Annotated in this window: 19 protein-coding genes and 4 pseudogenes; 15 read left to right on the plus strand and 8 right to left on the minus strand. The window is 67.6% G+C overall.

Annotated elements, in window-relative coordinates:
- The first annotated feature begins 27 nt into the window (after positions 1-27).
- From OG985_RS03640 to OG985_RS03670, 7 genes are all read left to right on the plus strand, one after another.
- A complete protein-coding gene (locus tag OG985_RS03640) occupies positions 28-504 on the plus strand; it encodes a transposase (protein ID WP_371666757.1) in 477 nt (158 codons plus the stop codon).
- On the plus strand, positions 494-688 hold the full coding sequence (locus OG985_RS03645; RefSeq protein WP_371666759.1) for a hypothetical protein: 195 nt from the start codon (positions 494-496) through the stop codon (positions 686-688). Before OG985_RS03640 ends, OG985_RS03645 begins: the two co-directional genes overlap by 11 nt.
- Positions 689-741: 53 nt before the next feature.
- Positions 742-1,257: a winged helix-turn-helix domain-containing protein gene (locus OG985_RS03650; RefSeq protein ID WP_371666677.1), complete on the plus strand. Its 516-nt coding sequence runs from the start codon at positions 742-744 to the stop codon at positions 1,255-1,257.
- A complete protein-coding gene (locus OG985_RS03655; protein ID WP_371666678.1) occupies positions 1,254-1,844 on the plus strand; it encodes an IS630 family transposase in 591 nt (196 codons plus the stop codon). Before OG985_RS03650 ends, OG985_RS03655 begins: the two co-directional genes overlap by 4 nt.
- Positions 1,845-2,012: 168 nt before the next feature.
- Positions 2,013-2,495: a transposase gene (locus OG985_RS03660; RefSeq protein ID WP_371666735.1), complete on the plus strand. Its 483-nt coding sequence runs from the start codon at positions 2,013-2,015 to the stop codon at positions 2,493-2,495.
- Complete coding sequence (locus OG985_RS03665) at positions 2,492-2,860, plus strand: transposase (protein WP_371666760.1); 369 nt, start codon at positions 2,492-2,494, stop codon at positions 2,858-2,860. Before OG985_RS03660 ends, OG985_RS03665 begins: the two co-directional genes overlap by 4 nt.
- 205 nt (positions 2,861-3,065) lie before the next feature.
- Positions 3,066-4,283: an IS110 family transposase gene (locus OG985_RS03670; protein ID WP_371666761.1), complete on the plus strand. Its 1,218-nt coding sequence runs from the start codon at positions 3,066-3,068 to the stop codon at positions 4,281-4,283.
- Positions 4,284-4,631: 348 nt separating this feature from the next.
- On the opposite strand, the gene OG985_RS03675 is transcribed toward OG985_RS03670, so the two are convergent.
- A complete protein-coding gene (locus tag OG985_RS03675; RefSeq protein WP_371666762.1) occupies positions 4,632-6,041 on the minus strand; it encodes an IS701 family transposase in 1,410 nt (469 codons plus the stop codon).
- A gap of 119 nt (positions 6,042-6,160) precedes the next feature.
- Here OG985_RS03675 and OG985_RS03680 point away from each other — a divergent pair.
- From OG985_RS03680 to OG985_RS03695, 4 genes and pseudogenes are all read left to right on the plus strand, one after another.
- Positions 6,161-6,394: pseudogene (locus tag OG985_RS03680) on the plus strand (transposase); the annotation flags it as partial.
- A gap of 9 nt (positions 6,395-6,403) precedes the next feature.
- Positions 6,404-6,709: pseudogene (locus OG985_RS03685) on the plus strand (ISL3 family transposase); the annotation flags it as partial.
- A 257-nt stretch (positions 6,710-6,966) separates the two neighbouring features.
- On the plus strand, positions 6,967-8,103 hold the full coding sequence (locus OG985_RS03690) for a Fic family protein (RefSeq protein WP_371666763.1): 1,137 nt from the start codon (positions 6,967-6,969) through the stop codon (positions 8,101-8,103).
- A gap of 338 nt (positions 8,104-8,441) precedes the next feature.
- Positions 8,442-8,963, plus strand: coding sequence for an ATP-binding protein (locus OG985_RS03695; protein ID WP_371674251.1), 522 nt, complete (start codon positions 8,442-8,444; stop codon positions 8,961-8,963).
- A gap of 593 nt (positions 8,964-9,556) precedes the next feature.
- On the opposite strand, the gene OG985_RS03700 is transcribed toward OG985_RS03695, so the two are convergent.
- Both OG985_RS03700 and OG985_RS03705 read right to left on the minus strand, forming a co-directional pair.
- Positions 9,557-10,018, minus strand: coding sequence for a hypothetical protein (locus OG985_RS03700; RefSeq protein WP_371674716.1), 462 nt, complete (start codon positions 10,016-10,018; stop codon positions 9,557-9,559).
- A gap of 247 nt (positions 10,019-10,265) precedes the next feature.
- A pseudogene (locus tag OG985_RS03705) lies at positions 10,266-10,829 on the minus strand (transposase family protein); the annotation flags it as partial.
- Positions 10,830-11,130: 301 nt separating this feature from the next.
- Between OG985_RS03705 and OG985_RS03710 the strand changes: the two are divergent.
- The 3 genes from OG985_RS03710 (at position 11,131) to OG985_RS03720 (ending at position 13,931) form a co-directional block, all read left to right on the plus strand.
- A complete protein-coding gene (locus OG985_RS03710) occupies positions 11,131-11,286 on the plus strand; it encodes a hypothetical protein (RefSeq protein ID WP_371666764.1) in 156 nt (51 codons plus the stop codon).
- 94 nt (positions 11,287-11,380) lie between these two features.
- Positions 11,381-13,576 (plus strand): putative transposase, encoded by a 2,196-nt coding sequence (locus tag OG985_RS03715; protein ID WP_371666765.1) that lies wholly within the window; start codon positions 11,381-11,383, stop codon positions 13,574-13,576.
- A 49-nt stretch (positions 13,577-13,625) separates the two neighbouring features.
- A complete protein-coding gene (locus OG985_RS03720) occupies positions 13,626-13,931 on the plus strand; it encodes a hypothetical protein (protein ID WP_371666766.1) in 306 nt (101 codons plus the stop codon).
- Positions 13,932-14,013: 82 nt separating this feature from the next.
- Here the strand turns inward: OG985_RS03720 and OG985_RS03725 are convergent.
- Positions 14,014-14,589: pseudogene (locus tag OG985_RS03725) on the minus strand (transposase family protein).
- Here OG985_RS03725 and OG985_RS03730 point away from each other — a divergent pair.
- On the plus strand, positions 14,559-14,744 hold the full coding sequence (locus OG985_RS03730) for a hypothetical protein (protein WP_371666767.1): 186 nt from the start codon (positions 14,559-14,561) through the stop codon (positions 14,742-14,744). The pseudogene OG985_RS03725 and the gene OG985_RS03730 sit on opposite strands and share 31 nt — an antisense overlap.
- A gap of 194 nt (positions 14,745-14,938) precedes the next feature.
- Here the strand turns inward: OG985_RS03730 and OG985_RS03735 are convergent, their stop codons facing one another.
- The 4 genes from OG985_RS03735 to OG985_RS03750 form a co-directional block, all read right to left on the minus strand.
- Positions 14,939-15,373, minus strand: a complete 435-nt coding sequence (locus OG985_RS03735; protein WP_371666768.1) for a hypothetical protein — start codon at positions 15,371-15,373, stop codon at positions 14,939-14,941.
- 255 nt (positions 15,374-15,628) lie between these two features.
- Positions 15,629-16,666, minus strand: a complete 1,038-nt coding sequence (locus OG985_RS03740) for a hypothetical protein (protein WP_371666769.1) — start codon at positions 16,664-16,666, stop codon at positions 15,629-15,631.
- Positions 16,667-16,804: 138 nt separating this feature from the next.
- Complete coding sequence (locus OG985_RS03745) at positions 16,805-17,077, minus strand: transposase (protein ID WP_371666770.1); 273 nt, start codon at positions 17,075-17,077, stop codon at positions 16,805-16,807.
- A gap of 149 nt (positions 17,078-17,226) precedes the next feature.
- Positions 17,227-17,334, minus strand: coding sequence for an IS3 family transposase (locus OG985_RS03750; RefSeq protein ID WP_371666771.1), 108 nt, complete (start codon positions 17,332-17,334; stop codon positions 17,227-17,229).
- Between the last annotated feature and the right edge of the window lie 335 nt (positions 17,335-17,669).

Below are 17,669 nucleotides of genomic sequence, written 5' to 3' on the forward strand. Positions count from 1 at the left end.
CACGAGGACCAGTTCGTGGTCGGCGGGGTGGACTCGCACGCTGACACCATCCACGTCGCCGTGGTGACCGACCGGGGCGGGCACCTCGCCGACGCCCAATTCCCCACCAACGCTGCTGGATACGCCGCCGCGATCGCCTTCCTGGAGGCCCACGGCACCGTCGCCGCCGTCGGCGTGGAGGGCACGTCCTCCTACGGCTCCGGCTTCACACACGCCGCCCGGCAGGCCGGCCTGGTCGTCGTCGAGGTCAACCGGCCCGACAAGGCCGAACGCCGCAGGATCGGCAAGTCCGACCCGATCGACGCCTACGCCGCGGCCCGCGCCGTCGTCTCCGGACGCGCGACCAGCGCTCCGAAGGACGGGGCCATCGTCGGGATACGCGCTCTGCAGACCGCCGCCCGCTCGGCGATCAAGGCCCGCACCGCGACACTCAACCAGATCACGCACCTCCTGATCACCGCCCCCCGACGCCATCCGCGCCAAGTACAGCGCATTGTCCGGTGACAAGCGCGTCACCACCCTTGCCCGGCTCCGGCCGGCCAGCGACCCCGCGCACGCCCCGCTCCTGACGGCCCTGCGGACGCTGGCCAAGCGGGTCCAGAGCCTGACCGAGGAACACACGGTCCTGACCGGGGAGCTCGACCAGCTGGTCACCATCCTCAACCCCGGCCTGCGCGCCGCCTACTGATCTTTTCGTAAGTTCGGTGGGTGTGGTGGCTGTGTGGGTGGGAGGCTGTCGGGGTGGCTTATCAACCTTCCCGTTCGGTTGCCGGCTCCTCCCTTCCTCCTTTGTCGCGGCCTCAGTTGGCGGAGGCGCGTCGTGTTCGGGCAGTCGAGTTGTTCGAGGACAGCGTTTCGAATGCGGACATCGCGAGGGCGGTGGGGGTGTGTGCCGAAAGCGTGCGGCGTTGGCGGCGGGTGTGGGAGCACGGCGGTGCTTCGGCCCTGCGGCGACGGGCAGCTACCGGACGCCCACCCAAGCTGGACGACGCCCAAGTCGAGATGGTCCGGGCCGCGTTGGAGCAAGGTGCCCAGGCTCATGGTTTCGAGGCCGACCTGTGGACCCTGGAACGAGTCGGCGCGGTCGTCACCCAGGAAACGGGGGTGGTGTTGTCGAGGGCATCGGTGTGGCGGCTGCTGACCGGCCGGCTCGGATGGAGCCTGCAACGGCCCGAGCGGCGGGCGGTCGAGCGGGACGATTCGGAGATCGCCCGCTGGATCGCGCACGAGTGGCCGCGGATCAAAAAGGGGCCGTGAACACACGTGCCTGGATCGTCTTCCTCGACGAATCAGGCGTCTCCCTGCTCCCGCAGATCCGCCGCACCTACTCGCCCCGAGGGCGGACTCCGCTCCTGCGGCACCGCCTGAACTGGAAGCGCGCGTCGATGGCCGGGGCCTTGGGCTACCACTCCACCGATCCCGATCGCGGGGCTCGCCTGTGCTTCCACCTCAAGCCCGGCAGCTACGACACCGCCGGACTCATCGAGGTCCTGGAGCAGATAAAGGCGTTCTACCGCGGCGAGCGAGTGGTCCTGGTCTGGGACGGCCTGTCCGCCCACTGGAGCCGGGCGATGCGGGCCTGGGTCGCCGAACAGGACTGGCTCACGCTGGAACGATTACCCGCCTACGCTCCCGAGCTGAACCCGGTGGAACTGCTGTGGTCCTCGCTCAAGAAACGTGAACTCGCCAACCTCGCCGGCGACCACCTCGCCGATGTCGCCGACGCTACCGAGCAAGGCATCCACCGCATCAACGCCAACCCCCGACTGCCATGGTCATTCCTCGCCCATACCGGCCTGACCATCCACCCACCACACCCACCGAACTTACGAAAAGATCAGTAGTGCTGGATTCCGCTTTGGTTGGGTATATGTCTTGGTGGCGGGGTAGTTGGGGGTGCTCGGGGGCGGGTGCTGGGCATGGTGTTATGGGCACGGCCGGGCTGTGACGAGGACGAACGGGCAGTTGTCCGTCGGTTGTCGCGGGCGCGGAAGGCGCCGCGGGATGTGGTGATGCGGGCCCGGATGATCGAGCTGAGCTGGTCGGGGCTGCGGGTGCCGGCGATCGCGGTGGAGCTGGGCTGCAGCGAGAAAACGGTCCGCTGCTGGCTGCACCGCTTCAACCGCTCCGGGCTGGAGGGGCTGGATGATCTGGGCGGGCAGGGCCGCAAGCGGCGGATCACCGAGGCCGAGCGATCCCGGATCATCGCTCTGGTCAAACAGGTGCCGCCGGGCCGGCTGCGGTGGGAGCCGGGCGGGGAACTGTGGGCGGCCGACGAAGCCGGGCCGGCCGAGTGGACGCTGGACTCCCTGGCCGCCCAGGCCCGGCAGCTGGGTATCGAGGTCGGCCGCTCCCAGGTGCGCAGGATCCTGGTTGCCGAGGGGGTGCGCTGGCGCCGTACCCGATCCTGGACCCGTTCAAAGGACCCGGACTTCGCGGGAAAAGGACGCGGATCATCGGCCTCTACACCCAGCCACCCGACGGCGCGACGGTGATCTGCGCCGGCGAACTGGGGCCGGTGATCCCCCGCACTTTTCCGCCCGCACCGGGCTGGTCACCCGACGGGCACCGGATCAAGTCCGAGCTCGACTACAGCCGCGGGGCAGAAAAGACCTGGGTCTACGGGGCTTTACGCATCCGGGACGGCCAGCAGATCACCATGGCCGCATCCTCCCGCAACAGCGTCTTCTACCAGCAATTCCTTCAACTGGTCGAGGACGCCAATCCGGCCGGTGAGATCTGGATCGTCACCGACAACCTGTCCTCCCACAACAGCCTGTCCACCCGGACCTGGCTGGAGGACCCCGTTATGTTCTTCGCGGTCCTGCAAGAGGGCCGTTGGCCTCCGGGCCCGGCATGACTGTGTCCCCCTGTCGAACGGATGACCTGGGGGGTGGTGTCACCAGGCCCGGGAGGTGCCGTCGGAGACGCTGATGAGAGGTCCGGCCACCGCCCGGTCCGGTGCAATGCCGGACAGCTCGCGGGCGGCAGGTCTGCATAACGTGGATGCGCGCGTACGACACCACTGCCGAGGCCGGCACGTTCAACTCCCCTGGAAGGGCGCGATGTTCGACACCGAAGACGTGGGCGTGTTCCTCGGCCTGGACGTCGGCAAGACCGCTCACCACGGCCACGGGCTCACTCCGGCCGGCAAGAAGGTCTTCGACAAGCAGCTGCCCAACAGCGAGCCGAAACTGCGGGCCGTGTTCGACAAACTGGCCGCGAAGTTCGGCACCGTACTGGTAGTCGTGGACCAGCCCGCATCCATCGGAGCCCTCCCGCTCACGGTCGCCCGCGACGCGGGCTGCAAGGTCGCCTACCTGCCCGGACTCGCAATGCGGCGGATCGCCGACCTGTATCCGGGCGAGGCCAAGACCGACGCCAAGGACGCCGCCGTGATCGCGGACGCGGCCCGCACCATGCCGCACACCCTGCGCTCGCTGGAACTCACCGACGAGATCACCGCCGAACTCACGGTCCTCGTCGGCTTCGACCAGGACCTCGCGGCCGAGGCCACCCGCACGTCCAACCGGATACGCGGCCTGCTCACCCAGTTCCACCCCAGCCTGGAACGCGTGCTGGGCCCTCGCCTCGACCACCAGGCCGTCACCTGGCTGCTGGAGCGCTACGGCTCCCCGGCCGCCCTGCGCAAAGCCGGCCGCCGCAGACTCGTCGAACTGATCCGGCCCAAGGCCCCGCGCATGGCCGCCCGGCTGATCGACGATGTCTTCGCCGCGCTCGATGAACAGACTGTGATCGTGCCCGGCACCGGCACCCTCGACATCGTGATTCCCTCCCTGGCCGCATCGCTCGCCGCTGTCCACGCACAGCGCCGGGCCCTGGAGACGCAGATCAACGCCCTGCTGGAGGCTCACCCTCTTTCCCCGGTCCTGACGTCGATGCCGGGAGTCGGCGTCAGGACCGCCGCCGTCCTGCTGGTCACCGTCGGCGACGGCACCAGCTTCCCCACCGCCGCCCACCTCGCCTCCTACGCCGGACTCGCCCCCGCGACCAGGTCGTCCGGGACCTCGATCCACGGCGAACACGCACCCAGAGGCGGAAACCGGCAGCTCAAACGCGCCATGTTCCTCTCCGCCTTCGCCTGCATGAACGCCGATCCCGCCTCCCGCGCCTACTACGACAAGCAACGCGCCCGCGGTAAAACCCACACCCAGGCCCTCCTCCGCCTCGCCCGCCAACGCATCAGCGTCCTGTTCGCCATGCTCCGAGACGGCACCTTCTACGAGTCCCGCACGCCCGCGGTCGTCGAGCTCGCCGCATGACCACAGCAAGACCGAATCGCCCCAAACCCGACAGGGGTGCCTTGACGAAGGACATAGAGGCCCCCCCCGCATCCACCACGCGTTCATCCCGGTCGGCGCCTGCTGGCTGAACCTGCAGGAAGGCTGGTGGCGGATCTTCCGCAAGACCGCCCTGGCCGGACGGTCCTTCGCCAACCCCGACGACATCACCCAGGCCACAGCCGTGGCCACCCGGCAACTCAACGCCCGAGCCCGCCCCTGGATCTGGGGCCGGCCAGCCCCGCCCACCCGCCAACTACGACGCCGATATGTGTACATCCAATGAGGAATGCAGCAGTAGCGGTAGTTCGTTAAATCCGGAGGTAGAGATCAAGGCCGTGTCCGGTGGTGACCGCGTCGATCAGGGCCTGGAGGTCGGGGGGTGGGTCTCTGTCCGTCCAGGATCGCCACCATCGGTTCAGGGTGGTGGCGGGGGTGAGCCAGGCGCGGACCGAACGTAATGCCTTGGGCCAGCAGGGCAGTTGGGGTGGGTGGGGTTCGGTTGGTCCCCCTCTCTGGCCCCTCGTCGGGGCACGGGTCCGGGGCGGTGTCATCCAGGGGTCCGGGTGGGTTGAACCACTGGTCCCAGCAGAAGGAGAACGCGCAGTTGACCAGGGTCTGGTGGCGGCGGATGGCGCGATCGGAGCGGACCTGGAAGTCGGCCCAGCCGAGTTCGTCCTTGATCTGTTTGTAGCTCTGCTCGATCCACGGCCGCAGGCCGTAGAGGCGGACGATCTCGGCGAGGTCGGCCGGCGGATGCGGGCTGGTGGCGGCGTGGGGTGCGTCGGGGTGGGGCAGGTTGGTGGCCAGGTACCAGGTGGCCTTCTCCGGCAGCCGGGCTGGGTCGGTGGTGGCCACGACCAGACGGCAGGGCGAGTCGGGACCGTAGCCGCCCAGGCGGGCATCGGCGGCCCACCAGGTCTCGGTGTGCCCGTCGCGGAAGTGACGCTCCACGGCCGTCCAGTCGCCAGGGCGTCTGGCACCCTTCCAGGTCAGGGCGTGCGCGGCCTCGATGGGGGTGTGCGGCTGGTCGGCCGGAGCCCAGGTGCCGCGGTGCGGCTTGAACGCGACCACGTAGGCCAGGCCGGCCTCGCGCAGCGCGAGATACCAGGTGTCGCTGACGGAGTAGGCGCAGTCGGCGACCACTGCCCGGCAGCCGAAGCCCGCATCCTTCCCGCGGGCCGCGAGAGCGGCGGCCAGCTGCGGTTTCGTACGGAAGGCCAGATCAGCCCGGCCGCGGGCGAAGTGATGGGCGGGGGTGTAGGGAGTCGCGTGCAGCGGGTAGTACACGCGGCCGTCGGTCCACACCGTGGTCACCGTGACGACGCCGTTGTCCGTCTTGCCCAGCCGGCCCAGCCACTGCCGGCCCACGTGCGCGGTCGCGGTGCCGTCCTTGCGGTCTCCGGAATCGTCGATCACGATGACCCCGCCGTCGTGCGGAGCGGTCGCCGGCTCCTCGTGCAGCAGCTCAAGCCGCCGGTCGTTGATCTGCTCGGCCTCCCAGGGCGACTCGGACAGGAAGAACTGCAGCCGCTGCACCCCTGGCATTCCTGCACCTGCCACCGGTTCCGCCCCTGCCAGGCAGGTGATCGTCTTGTTCCGCTCTCTCGGTGCCAGCAGCCCGGTCAGGTATTCGCGAAACCCCCGCCGCTGGGCCAGGCTGAAGAAGAGGTCGTCGAACCGGGCCGCGTACTCCTCCAACGGACCCGGCGCGGGCGGACACGGACGGCGAGCAGTCATCTTCAGCCCCCAGCAAGGCAGTTGACTCCTACCACCGGCCTACGACCAACCCAACCCGTCGTCAATCCCCACCACCGGCCGGATTTAACGAACTACCGGTAACCGCCGTCAACGAGGATGAGGCCCGGCAACGGCTCGCCAACTTCGACGCCACGTGGGGCAAGCGCTACCCCTCCATCGCCGGCACCTGGCAGCGGACCTGGAGCAAGGTCGTACCCTTCCCCGGCCTGCCCGACGCCATCCGCCAGGTCGTCTGCACCACCAACGCCATCGAGTCCCTCAACGCCCGCTACCGGCGCCGGCCCAGGCCTGCGGGCACTTCCCCAACGAGCAGGCCGCCCTCAAACGCCTGAAGCGGTGCAGTCAGCGACAGGTGGCATCTCTGGTCCAACCTGTGCGGCAGGGTCCTGTCCCAGGTCCGCTCCCACGCCGCCTGCTGGGCCACCGCTGTGAACCCCGCCCGGCCCCAGGGCGTACGCGAGCAGACCACCCGCGAGCGCTGGCAGCGGGTTCACCATCTGCTCGGCCAGGGCGTCGGCCTGCTCGAATGCGCCCGCCGCCTCGATGTCGCCCTGAACACCGTCAAGCGGTACGCCCGCATGAAGGAGCCCACCGGCGACCGCCGCGCACCCCCCTACAAGCCCACGCTCGTCGACCGGTCGCGCAAACCGGACTTGTCGGGCGAGCGGTGCCCAGTAGAAGGTCAGCGCCGCAGAGGGGCGGGCAGCAACGGATTTTCGGGCTCCTGTCGGCGCCGCCATTGTCGGCCCGGCTCGCTGCCTTGCGTGGCTATGCACCGAAACCGAACCGGCGTCTTGGAGGTGCTTGAGCCGCGACCGGTCAGTGCACCGCGAAGTGACCCTCCGCGCCGTCGTGGCATCGTCGTCATCTTGACATGATGATTATGTCATGGTGTCATGCTGTCATGCTGTACAAGACACCCTCACTGGATGCTGATGACCGCCGGGTCCTTGAGGAGATCGAGAACATGCGCATACGGCTGCGCCATCAGTTGCGCACCCAGCCGCGCTGGTCGGGTCAGCTGCGGCGCAACCTGACCGCCCGGGCGATCGCCGGGTCGAACACGATCGAGGGGTATGCCGCCACCGTCGATGATGTGGAAGCGCTGATGACGGGCGAGGAACCGCTCGAGACGGCAGATCGCACCCGCGTGGAACTGGAGGGCTATCAGCGGGCGATGACCTATATCCAGGCCCTCGCCAGCGCCGGGGAGGAATTCCGCTACGACGCAGGCCTCCTCAACGGCCTGCAGTTCATGATGCAGGGCCACCACCTGGACAAGCGTCCCGGCCGGTGGCGTGACGGTCCGGTGTATGTCACCAGCCCCGACGACCCCCTGGTCCCGGCCTACACCGCACCGCCGCACGAGCAGGTACCGGCCCTGACAGGCGAACTGCTGGACTGGCTCAACGACGGCGATCTGGATGCACCGGTTCATGTGCGTGCCTCCATGGCCCATTTGAACCTGGTGAACATTCACCCGTGGAAGGACGGCAACGGCCGCATGTCCCGGGCCGTGTCCACTCTGGTCTTCGCCCGCGAAGCGCTGATGCCTCCGGAATTCTCCTCCATCGAGGAATGGCTCGGCCGCGGCCAGAACACCTACGCCTACTACCAGGTCCTGCAGCAGGTAGGTGGCCCACGCTGGAGCCCCGAGCGCGACACCCACCCCTGGATCCGCTTCTGCCTGGATGCCCACCACCGCCAGGCCCAGCAGGCCCAGCGTCGCACCGACCTGCTCTCCCGCGCCTGGATCCACCTTGCCGAGGCCGCTGAACACGACGGCCTGGACGAACGCGTCGTCTACGCCCTGCTCCCCGCCTTCTGGGGATCGCGAGTGCGCCGCACCGTCTACCAGCAGGACGCACAACTCTCCGACCAGCAGGCCATCCGCGACATCCGCGAACTCGTGCGGCGGGGCTGGCTGACCCCCCACGGCAAAGCCCGCGCCCGCTACTACGCACCCGGCCCCCGCATGACGCCAGCCCAAGAGGTAGTGCGCCAATCCCTCGAACCATACGCCGACCCGTACATGCACTGACGTGAGCCCCGTCGCATCCGCCCCGCCCGTGTGGGTGCGGCGGAGTGAGCACCAGTCACTTCTGCAGCTGGCCGCGGGGGCCAGGCCGCGGCCGCGGTCCGCCCCAGGGCATGGGACTAGCCGGCAGATGCGCCATGGCTACCGGCGCCATGTGAGGTTCGCATCGCCAGCATCCGCAGTCCTCCCCGCGCCGCACAGAAGTCAGTTATATCCGTTTTGGGTACTGGTTGCTCAGGTTCCAGACGGGTCCGGGGCGGAGTGTTGTCAGTGGAGGGAAGCGGATCCCGGCAACGGGACCGGTTTTCCGTCCTGAAGCCATCCTCCCGGAAGTGATCGTCATGTACGCCACCACGACCCGCGACAGCCAGACCGGCCGGACTAGTCCGTCGGGCGGCAGCGCCGACCAACCGCGGTCCGCAACAGACATCAAAGACACCCACGCCCCGCGGATCCCGGGCCAGCGCAAGCCGGTGGACGACGTGACCCACGCACTGCAGCACCGCCCCGAAGCGGTCAGCACTGCCCGGCACACCGCCCATCAGATCCTGGCCGGCTGGAAGGTAGACGGCGAACCGGCCGACGCGGCGGTACTGATCGTCTCCGAACTGGTGACCAACGCCATTGAACACGCCCAGCCGCCCCTCGCACTGCACCTGCACCGCGAGCACACGGGCGGCAGGGTATGGGTGGGAGTCAGCGACGGCGGACCCGCAGCCAAGCCGGGAGCCTGGACCACTTCGTGCGCCCACGACGAGCACGGCCGCGGCATCACCATCGTCGACACACTCGCTCATGCCCATGGCACCCGTCCCCTCCCCCACGGAGGCACCACCCACTGGGCCCGGCTCAACACCGCCTGATCCCCACACTCCGGCCCCGCACCTGACAGCCGGGCCGGCCGGTGCGGCCACACGGCACGTCCCTCCGCGCGGCCGCACCCCGAAAGAATGGGGGCGGGATTCCACACCCCCGGAATCCCGCCCCCACTCCTGCGCCATCACAGTCAAGCAACCAGCCCCAGCAGACACCGAGCGGACGCTCCAGACAGGCCCGCCGGGAGCAGCACAACCCCGCCGTTGAACAAGAGGGGCTGCCGCGCGGCACAGACCGGACAGCGCACGGCCTGGAACACGCAGAAACTCAAGAGCAGACCCGCACAAAAGGTTCACCCAAGCCATGCTGCTCATAGTGAGCGCCGGGGGCGACGACATCGATGCGCTGGGCAGCTCCCTGCCGCCGCACATCGAAATTCACGCGGAAGGCCGCTGGAAAGCCCAGGGTTGTCGCCGTACGTCTGAACGCGGCCCTGGCAAGATTTTCGTGAAGCGGGGCTGTGCCACCGTGCGCCGGTTACGCTCCGTCACGGGCGGTGGCGTCGGAGGTGGGCCATGAGGACGACGCGGTGGCACAGGAGCGGAATGCCGGCGGCTGGCCATAATCCGTTACTGGAGCTTCAGGTCCGTGATGCGGCCTTCGTTGACGCCGGAGCTGAACGGGGGTGGTGATCCCCTGTACGACCGCAAGTTGGTCTTCGCGGATGGGTTTGGTCGAGCTCCGGGCAGTGTTCAAGCAGCCGACGGAGTGCCTCGGTGGGGTGCAGGCCGCGCTTCGGCGGTGTGGTGGTGATCCACCGGGCGACCTGGCGGGGTGATGGTGGCCGCTCGCGCGGTGTGTCGATCGGCAGACCGCGGCGTAGCGGCGCGATGGCCATCTTGACCCGCTGGTAGTGGCGGCCGTAGCCCTTGGCGGCAATCTCCTGGTGCAGCACGGTCGCGGTGTGCTCGCCTTCCTCCCACCGCTGCCTCAGATACTCCAGATACGGGTCGAGGCTCGTGGGCCGGCGGGGCGGAGTGCGCCGTACGCACTCCTGCCAACAGGCAGCGCGTGCGTACTTGGCCACGGTGCGGCGGTTCAAGCCGAGCTCGCGGGCTATCGCACTGAGACTGCGGGCCGTGCCGGTGTACCCCTGGACGGTCTCGAACAGTCGCTTCGCGTGACGGAGGGCGGGAGTATCGCCCCGCCTCGCACGGTTCGTCCGACGGCGGTGGGGCCGGTTCGGGTTCACGTACTGCGGCGGCCAGGCAGCCGCGGTGGGCCGCGGCGATGTCCGAAACCCGCTTCGACAGCCCCTGCCACAGGTGAAAACGGTCGCTGACCTGCACCGCGTCCGGGGCTCCCTGGGCGATGCCCTGCCGGTAGACCAGCGAACCGTCCCGGCACACCACCTCGACGCCGGGATGCGCACGCAGCCAGGAGGCCAACTGCTCGGCATCGCGCCCGGCCCACAACTCGATCGGCAGCCGCGTGTCGGCATTCACCAGCAACGTACCGTAGACGTCCGCGTACAACGCAAAGTCATCCACAACCAGCACCCGCGGTGCCGCGACCGCCGCAAGTCCCATGCGCATCAACTGGAACAGCACACTCGTCCGCGACAACGGCGTCCTCAAGATGCGCAGAAGTCGGGCCCCGCCACGGCCGGCGAGCAACACCCCGGCCATCTCGACCAGATGCTGCAGCAGCGGACTGCGACGCTGACAGCGCACCGTCAGCCCCTCCACCTGCTCGGCAAACGTCCGCCGCCCGCAATCCGCACTGTCACAAAACAACCGCCGCACCGCCAAACTGATCAGCACCGGGCGGCCCCCGGCGACATCGGCCAGCGTGCGTGAATACCGGCTGTGCACCCGCGCCGACTCGCACCGGCAATCCGGACACGCCACCATCAACTCGCGGGTACGGGCAGCGATACGGACCACGCCACCCGACGACCACACCCGTTCCACCCGCACCACATCCAGGTGCGGCGACCCAATTCGTACGAGGTCATCACACTCGCCGAAGGTCCCACTCCCCGTGACGGAGCGTCACCGGCGCACGGTGGCACAGCCCCGCTTCACGAAAATCTTGCCAGGGCCCTGAACGCGGCCAGTGACGTACGAGTGAAAAAGGCGGCTTGTTGATGCGGTGAGTCCTGTTGCTCGGCACTCTGCTGCTGGTTGGTAAGGGGCGGCGGAGGGCAGGGCGATGATGTTGGACCCGCAACGCTGGTGGGAACTGCGGCGTTTCCGTGCCCTGTTCGAGTCCGGTGCGGTGACTCTGACGGAGGTCGCCAAGGAGACGGGCCTGAACCGGAAGCCGGTCCGCATGTATCTGTCCGGGCAGGCCCCAGACCTCCGGTAGTGACCTGTGGATAACCTCGCTGACCTGCGTGCTTTCTGCGGTGCTGATTGTGTGAAAGTTGTTGAGATGGCTGGCGAATGGATAGGGTCTCCTGGTGACCGAGACCATCGTGCTGGAGCTTCCGGGGATGCCGGAACCCTCTGTGCTGCGCCGGGTTGAGGTCGATGGGAAGTGCCTGGTCAGCCGCGGTGTGTCGGTGTTGTTCGTGTATGACGCGGCGGATCGCGGGATGCGTAATCTCGCGGTGGTGGCCGTCACTGATGCGGGCGTCGCGGTTCAGGAAGCGGCCACCGCCTTCGGGTTGACCCCGCAGTACGTGTCGATGCTTCGCGGGCGGGCCCGCCGGGATGGCTCGGCCGGCCTGGTCAAGCCGATGGGGCGGCGCCCGAAGCTGTCTCCGCGTCAAGTGGAGCAGGCCCGGCGGTGGGCCGGTCAGGGATGGTCTCAGGAACAGATCGCGGCGCGGTTGGGCATCCACCGCTCCCAGATCAGCCTGCTGCTCGCCAGGCATGGCGCGATAGCGCCACAACCTGAACTCCAGCTGCCTGCCGAGGGAGCGGAGCAGCCCGGGCCGGCCGGGGACGCTGCTCCAGAGCTGGAGGGTGTGCGGGCTGGGCAGGTCCGCTCGCGGTATGCAGGGGCGATGCTGGGGCATGCGTTCCTGGCCCGCTCCGGAGTGCCGGATACCTTCGCCTCGTTGCGGACGACCTCGTCGCGCGAGGCTGATGACGCCGCGTTGTTGTGCGCGGTGACGTTGGCGTTCGGGCTGGGGATCTCCTCGCTCGAAGGGGCGAAACTGCTGGACCGGCGGGAGGCCGGCGCGCTGGCGGGCCTGGCCCGCCTCCCGGAGTTGCGCACGCTGCGCCCGCAGCTGGCGGCGATCGCCGATGCGTGCGATCCCCTGGCGGTGCAGCGGCAGCTGGCCGCGGCGATGCTGGCCGTGGACGCGCCCGCGCTGGGCGTGTACTACGTGGACGATCACTTCGTGCCCTATGCCGGGGCCCGCCCGGTGGGCCGGGGCTGGAACAACAAACGCAAGCAGGCCCAGAAGGGCCACGGTGACACGCTCGTCACCGACTACCGGGGCCGCGCGGTGGCGTTCCTCACCGGCGAGCCCTCGGGGCTGACCCGGACCCTGCCCGAGGCACTGGAACAACTGCGGGCCATCACCGGCCCCGCGGCGAAACTGATGCTCGGCTTCGACCGCGGCGGCGCCTACGCGAGCGTGTTCAACGTCTGCCGGTCCTTCGAGACCGACTGGATCACCTACCGGCGCGGCAAACTGAAGATCTCCCTCATCAAGCCCACCGCCCACCCCTACCCTTCCCCCGGAGCCGGAGCCGGAGCCGGAGCCGGAGCCGGAGCCGGAGCCGGAGCCGGAGCCGGAGCCGGAGCCGGAGCCGGAGCCGGAGCCGGAGCCGGAGCCGGAGCCGGAGCCGAAGCCGGAGCCGAAGCCGGATCGGGCGAGGTGGTGTATCTGGCGGATGAGCTGGTGGAGTTCGACGGCTACGGAGTGTGCCGGCAGCTTTCCCTGTTCGAGGACGGGGTGCTGCGACTGCAGGTGCTGACCAGTGACATGACCGCGGGCGCCGCGTCGCTGCTTGCCTGGCTGCGCTCGCGCTGGCGGATCGAGAACGCCATCAAGGACCTGGCCCGCCTGCACGGCATCGACTGGCTGTGCGACTACCGCATGACCGAAACCGATGACACCACACCGGTCGACAACCCCGCCCGCGCCGCCGCCCTGCAGACCGTCCGCGACCGGGAAAAGGACCTCGCCGCCGCCGAACGCCGCCTGGCCCGCCTCATCGAGTCCCCGCTCCGCCCCGTCGCGAAGATCAACCAGCAGATCCCCGCCGCCCGCACCGACGTGGACGAGGCCAAAAAGGCCCTGACCACCGCCAAGACCGAGCTGAAGCAGATCTCGGTCAAGATCCCCGCCAACCAGCTCCACCCCGGCCGGCAGCGTGCCCTGCCCGCGACCGGGCGGCGCACCCTCCAGATGGTGCTGCGGATGCTGGCCTACAACACCGAACTCTGGCTCGCCGACCGCCTCAACAACTACCTGCGCGACAACAACGAGTACCGGACCCTGACCCGCAGCCTCTTCCACCTCCACGGCACCCTCGACTACCAGCCGAAGAAGATCACCGTCACCCTCGACCCACCCGGCAGCCCCCGCCTGACCCACGCCCTGACCCTGCTGATCGACGAAATCAACCAGACCCCACCCCACCTCCCCGGCGACCCCCGCCCGATCACCTACCACCTCACCCCGACTCAACAGTGATCAAGAACCCGATTCCGGAGGTCTGGGCCCCGGCCGCGCCGCCGAGGAGGTGTCGAACGGCAGGCCACGCAAGAAGGCGGTGGACGAGGTCGCGCTGCTGATCGACGCGATGCTGAAGGCGGAGATCCTCATCAAGGGTGCGGTAGTGCACGAGCGCCTGGTGAAGAACTACGGCTCCACCATCAACTACCAGTGCGTCAAGCTCTCTATCTGCAGGAAGCCCGTCCACGAGTCGCCGAGGAACTGGGCATCTCACCGCGGGAGTTGGCGGGCATGCACCGCCGCTTCGAGGTCGTGCCCCGGGCCCAGGCCCAGGTCGACTGGGGCGACGAGGGCAAGGTTCTCGCCCACCTGAGCATCCCGAAGGTCTATTCGTTCCACATGACCCTGTCGTACTCCCGCGATCCGTTCTGCTGCTTCACCACCAGTGAGCTTCTTCAGCGTTGCTTCTCCAGGGTGAGGACGGCCTTGGCGATTGACGTGAGTGTGTTGGGACTGACGCGGGCTTTGCGGAAGATCCGCCAGGCTTTGAGTCGTGCGAAGGCCCGTTCGACGGGCGAGCGGAGTCGGGCGTGTGCCCGGTTGACGGCCTTCTCTTTGACGGTGAGCTCACGGTTTCGGTGTCTTTTGAACGGGTGTGGCGAACGTTCCGCCGGCACCCTGGTACGCCTTGTCCGCGAGGGCGGGGATCTTCAGTCGCTCACGGATGGGGCGATGTTGTGGGTGCGGGCGGCGGTGATGTCCGCGGTCCGTCCGGGCAGGGCCGGCGAGTACCAGACGAGCTCACCGGCCGGGCCGGTGACCGTCTGGATGTTCACGCCGTGCTTGCGGTGCTTGCCTGAATAGTCGTCCTGGCTGTTGCCCACGCGGTCGCATTCGGCGAGCGTGCCGTCGACGAGGATGTACTCAGGGCGGGCTTGCCGCAGCGCGTGAGTGAGAGAGGGCGCGCGGGCGGCCAGGTGGGTGATCACGCTGTGTACATGTGCGTGGGCGGTGCTACTCGGTCCCGGCACGCAAGGTCCGCCCCCGCCAGCTGGTGGAGATCCGGGCCACCAAGTCGCAGATCAGCCTGCACTCGGCCACTGCGGCCGTCGGCGATGACAGCCTGCTGGCCGTCCATGCAAGGGCTGTCGGCCGTGGTGTCCGCGTCGTCGACGAGAGCCACTGAAGTGGCCTGCCCGAGGAGAACAACCGGCGGACCACCACCGAAGTGTCCTTCTCCCCCGCAGCAGGACGCCACCTACAGGCAGGGCACCGGACCGCTCCAGGCCCTGCTCAACAGGGCCACGGCCACCCGGATCGAGGCTGGCCGCCGGCCGCTGTCGGTCTACGACGAACTCACCGGCACCCGGGAATCCGTAATCAAAGTTCAGGCACACTCAGCCCAGGCCGCTCGTCATCCCAGCTCATCGAAATGATATTCCATCCAGAGCGGGTTTGTGAAAATTGAGTAGATATAACCCCCTTACTTTCAATTTTTCCCGAATGAGTCAAAGCCGACTTTCTATATACACTGAGCCGGTGCGCCATATTCCCAAATACTGTGGTGCTGGATGCAACCTCGAACTCACTAAACGAAAGCAACTCGCCGGTTATAATGGATGTTTCCCGGGAAGTGATAAAATCCGAAACTGTCGACACTTCTGGCGCGCCAGAAGTGTTCCTGATCAGCCTTCCTTCGCTTGCAAAGATTCTCACTAGTCTGTCGCGGCAAGGATAACTTCCTTCACGAAAGGAAACAGCTTCAAAGAATCCGGCCATAAGTTGCTCGAGGACAACCTCTGCAGCTGCATTCATACCACTCAACACTCTTCCTTTTCGGAGCTGGTGAACATCAATGTTTGATTAAAATGCTGCATGATGGGAGTCAGGCATCTGTACGCGACACGAAGGGCGAGTTGATCTTCAAGTTGCAGAAAATTAGCTAGCGCCGCTGTCGTCGAAGGACGTGGCGGTGGTGCAATCCGTCGACACGTATTACTCTATCGAGTGATATTTACTGGCAGACCGAATCGCCGCATGAGTAGCGCCCGCTCAAGATGAGTGCGTGCCTCAGAAACAGTCCAGTGGCGCATCGGGCGGGCCTTCCCCGTGAAGATGGGCATGCGGTGATTGATCACGCGGCGAGCGTGAGTTCAACGGTGTAGTGGCGGTATTTGTTGCGTTGGGGCTGAGGTCGCCGGTGCGTGGACCGCACCGGGCTGACAGACGCGCTGGCCGGGGTGCTGCCCTCCAGCGCAGCGGCCGGCTGGCGGGACCGCGCCTGGGTACCGGTGCATCCGGCGATCGCGATCGCGCCGGGTGCGGCGAACTTCTCGGAGGCCGGTCCGCTCTCTCCTCAGCCACCCGCCACTGGCTCGCCTGCTCTTGCAAGTGGGCTGTGATGGGGTAGCCCTTGGCCTGATTTGGCGCTGCGGCGCTCTTGCCGGTCTTCTTGTACTTCGGCTCCCAGGTGTTCAGGTCGAAGCACAGGCGCAGCGTGGCCCGCTGAGGAGTCGCCTCGAGGTTCAGGACAACGTCGTCCTCTTTGGCGGTGATCTTCGGTTCGCCTGTAAAGACGATGTCGCTCTGCATGTTGACGAAGACGGCGTCCTTCACGTCCCGTAGTTCCTTACCGGTGGCGTACTTGGCGATCTGTGTTCCTGCGAGCGAGGCCTTCGCATACGCCTTGATCTGTTCGGCGTTCAAGCTCCGGTAGGTGGCAGCTGGACGCCAAGGGCCTGCTGCCGGGAGAACCCCTGATGGACGCCGGCTACATCTCCGCGCCCCGTCCGTGATCGTGCGCTGGAACTGCTGGAGCCACACGGTCCGCAAGATGCCGACGGCCGGGACCTGCCGCAGCCAGGCTGGGGCGCCGGCCGCGAGGGTCGTTCCGAGGAACTGGTAGCCGTCGGCCGCGATGCGCCAGGTCAGTTGAGTCCGCTCGCTCTCGTCACTCGGCAGTCGGTAGGAGTCCACTCGAGCCTTGTACTGCTTTTGCCAGCCCCCGGGCATCCAGGAGGCGAGCCACTTGGGTGCTGCGACGGCAACCGCCTCCAAGGCGGCCCTCAGCGTCTCGCCGACGAACTCCAGGCGGTTGAGATCCCTCACCGCGGCGAGGATGTGGGTGGAGTCCGTGCGCTGTCGGCCCCGGCCCGACACAAGCTCCAGATCGTTTGAGCCGCACCAGCAGCAGGTCCAGGATCGTCTCTTCCAGTCCGTGGGCCAGGAGTCGGTCGCGGAAGCCCGTCAGTACGGTGAAGTCGAAGCCGGGTCGGCCAGCTCGAGGCCGAGCAGGTACTTCCAGTCGATTCTCGCTCGTACTGCGTGGGCGGCCTGGCGGTCCGTCAGGTTCTCCGCGAACTGCAGCACACTGACCAGTGCCAGCTGCCCCGGCGCGACACCGGGTCGGCCACGCACACCGAATGCGGACCTGAAGATCTCGTCGTCGAAGAGCGGACCGAGCGCGTCCCGCACCCGCATCGCCAGGCAGCCCTTCGGGAACGCTTCTCGCGCCACCATTCGCGTCCCCTCAGGAACCTCCCGACCCGAATCTGCCCGCATCGACACCCGGCCCTCCGCCCTACGACCGAACCGCAGGCCTGCCGCCCAAGCCCCTGATCCTCAGGCTCCACCCCTCCACCATCAGCCAAGACCAAGAACAACGGCATTCACCCAATTGGGCAACGGGGTCCGTCGATGTACTCGAACAGCGCGAGATTCGCCTCGGCCCGGGTGGTGAAGACGCGCCCGCGGATGCACTCTGCCTTGATCAGCATCCACAGATTCTCACATTGTCGCACGAGTCCCCGCCCGAGCCCATGGACACGTGGACGCCCGTCCGCAGCAGGTGAGTTGTCAGCTTCACGGACGTGCAACTGACAGCCGTGGTCAGCGTGGTGGACTAGCGTGCCGGGCTCGACCTCGCGGGAGGCGAGGGCGCACTCGAGGGTGGACAAGACCAGGTCGGCGTCCGCGCGGGCATTCCTGACTCAGAAGACCAGAACACACGTCGAAGCTCCAGCTGAGTGGCGCGACTATTTCAGTCAGCCTACGACAACCAGAGCTTCGACGTGTTGACGGATTGGGTTACAAGTCACCTATGAGACGTCAT

The organism is Streptomyces sp. NBC_00289, assembly GCF_041435115.1.
GTDB lineage: Bacteria > Actinomycetota > Actinomycetes > Streptomycetales > Streptomycetaceae > Streptomyces.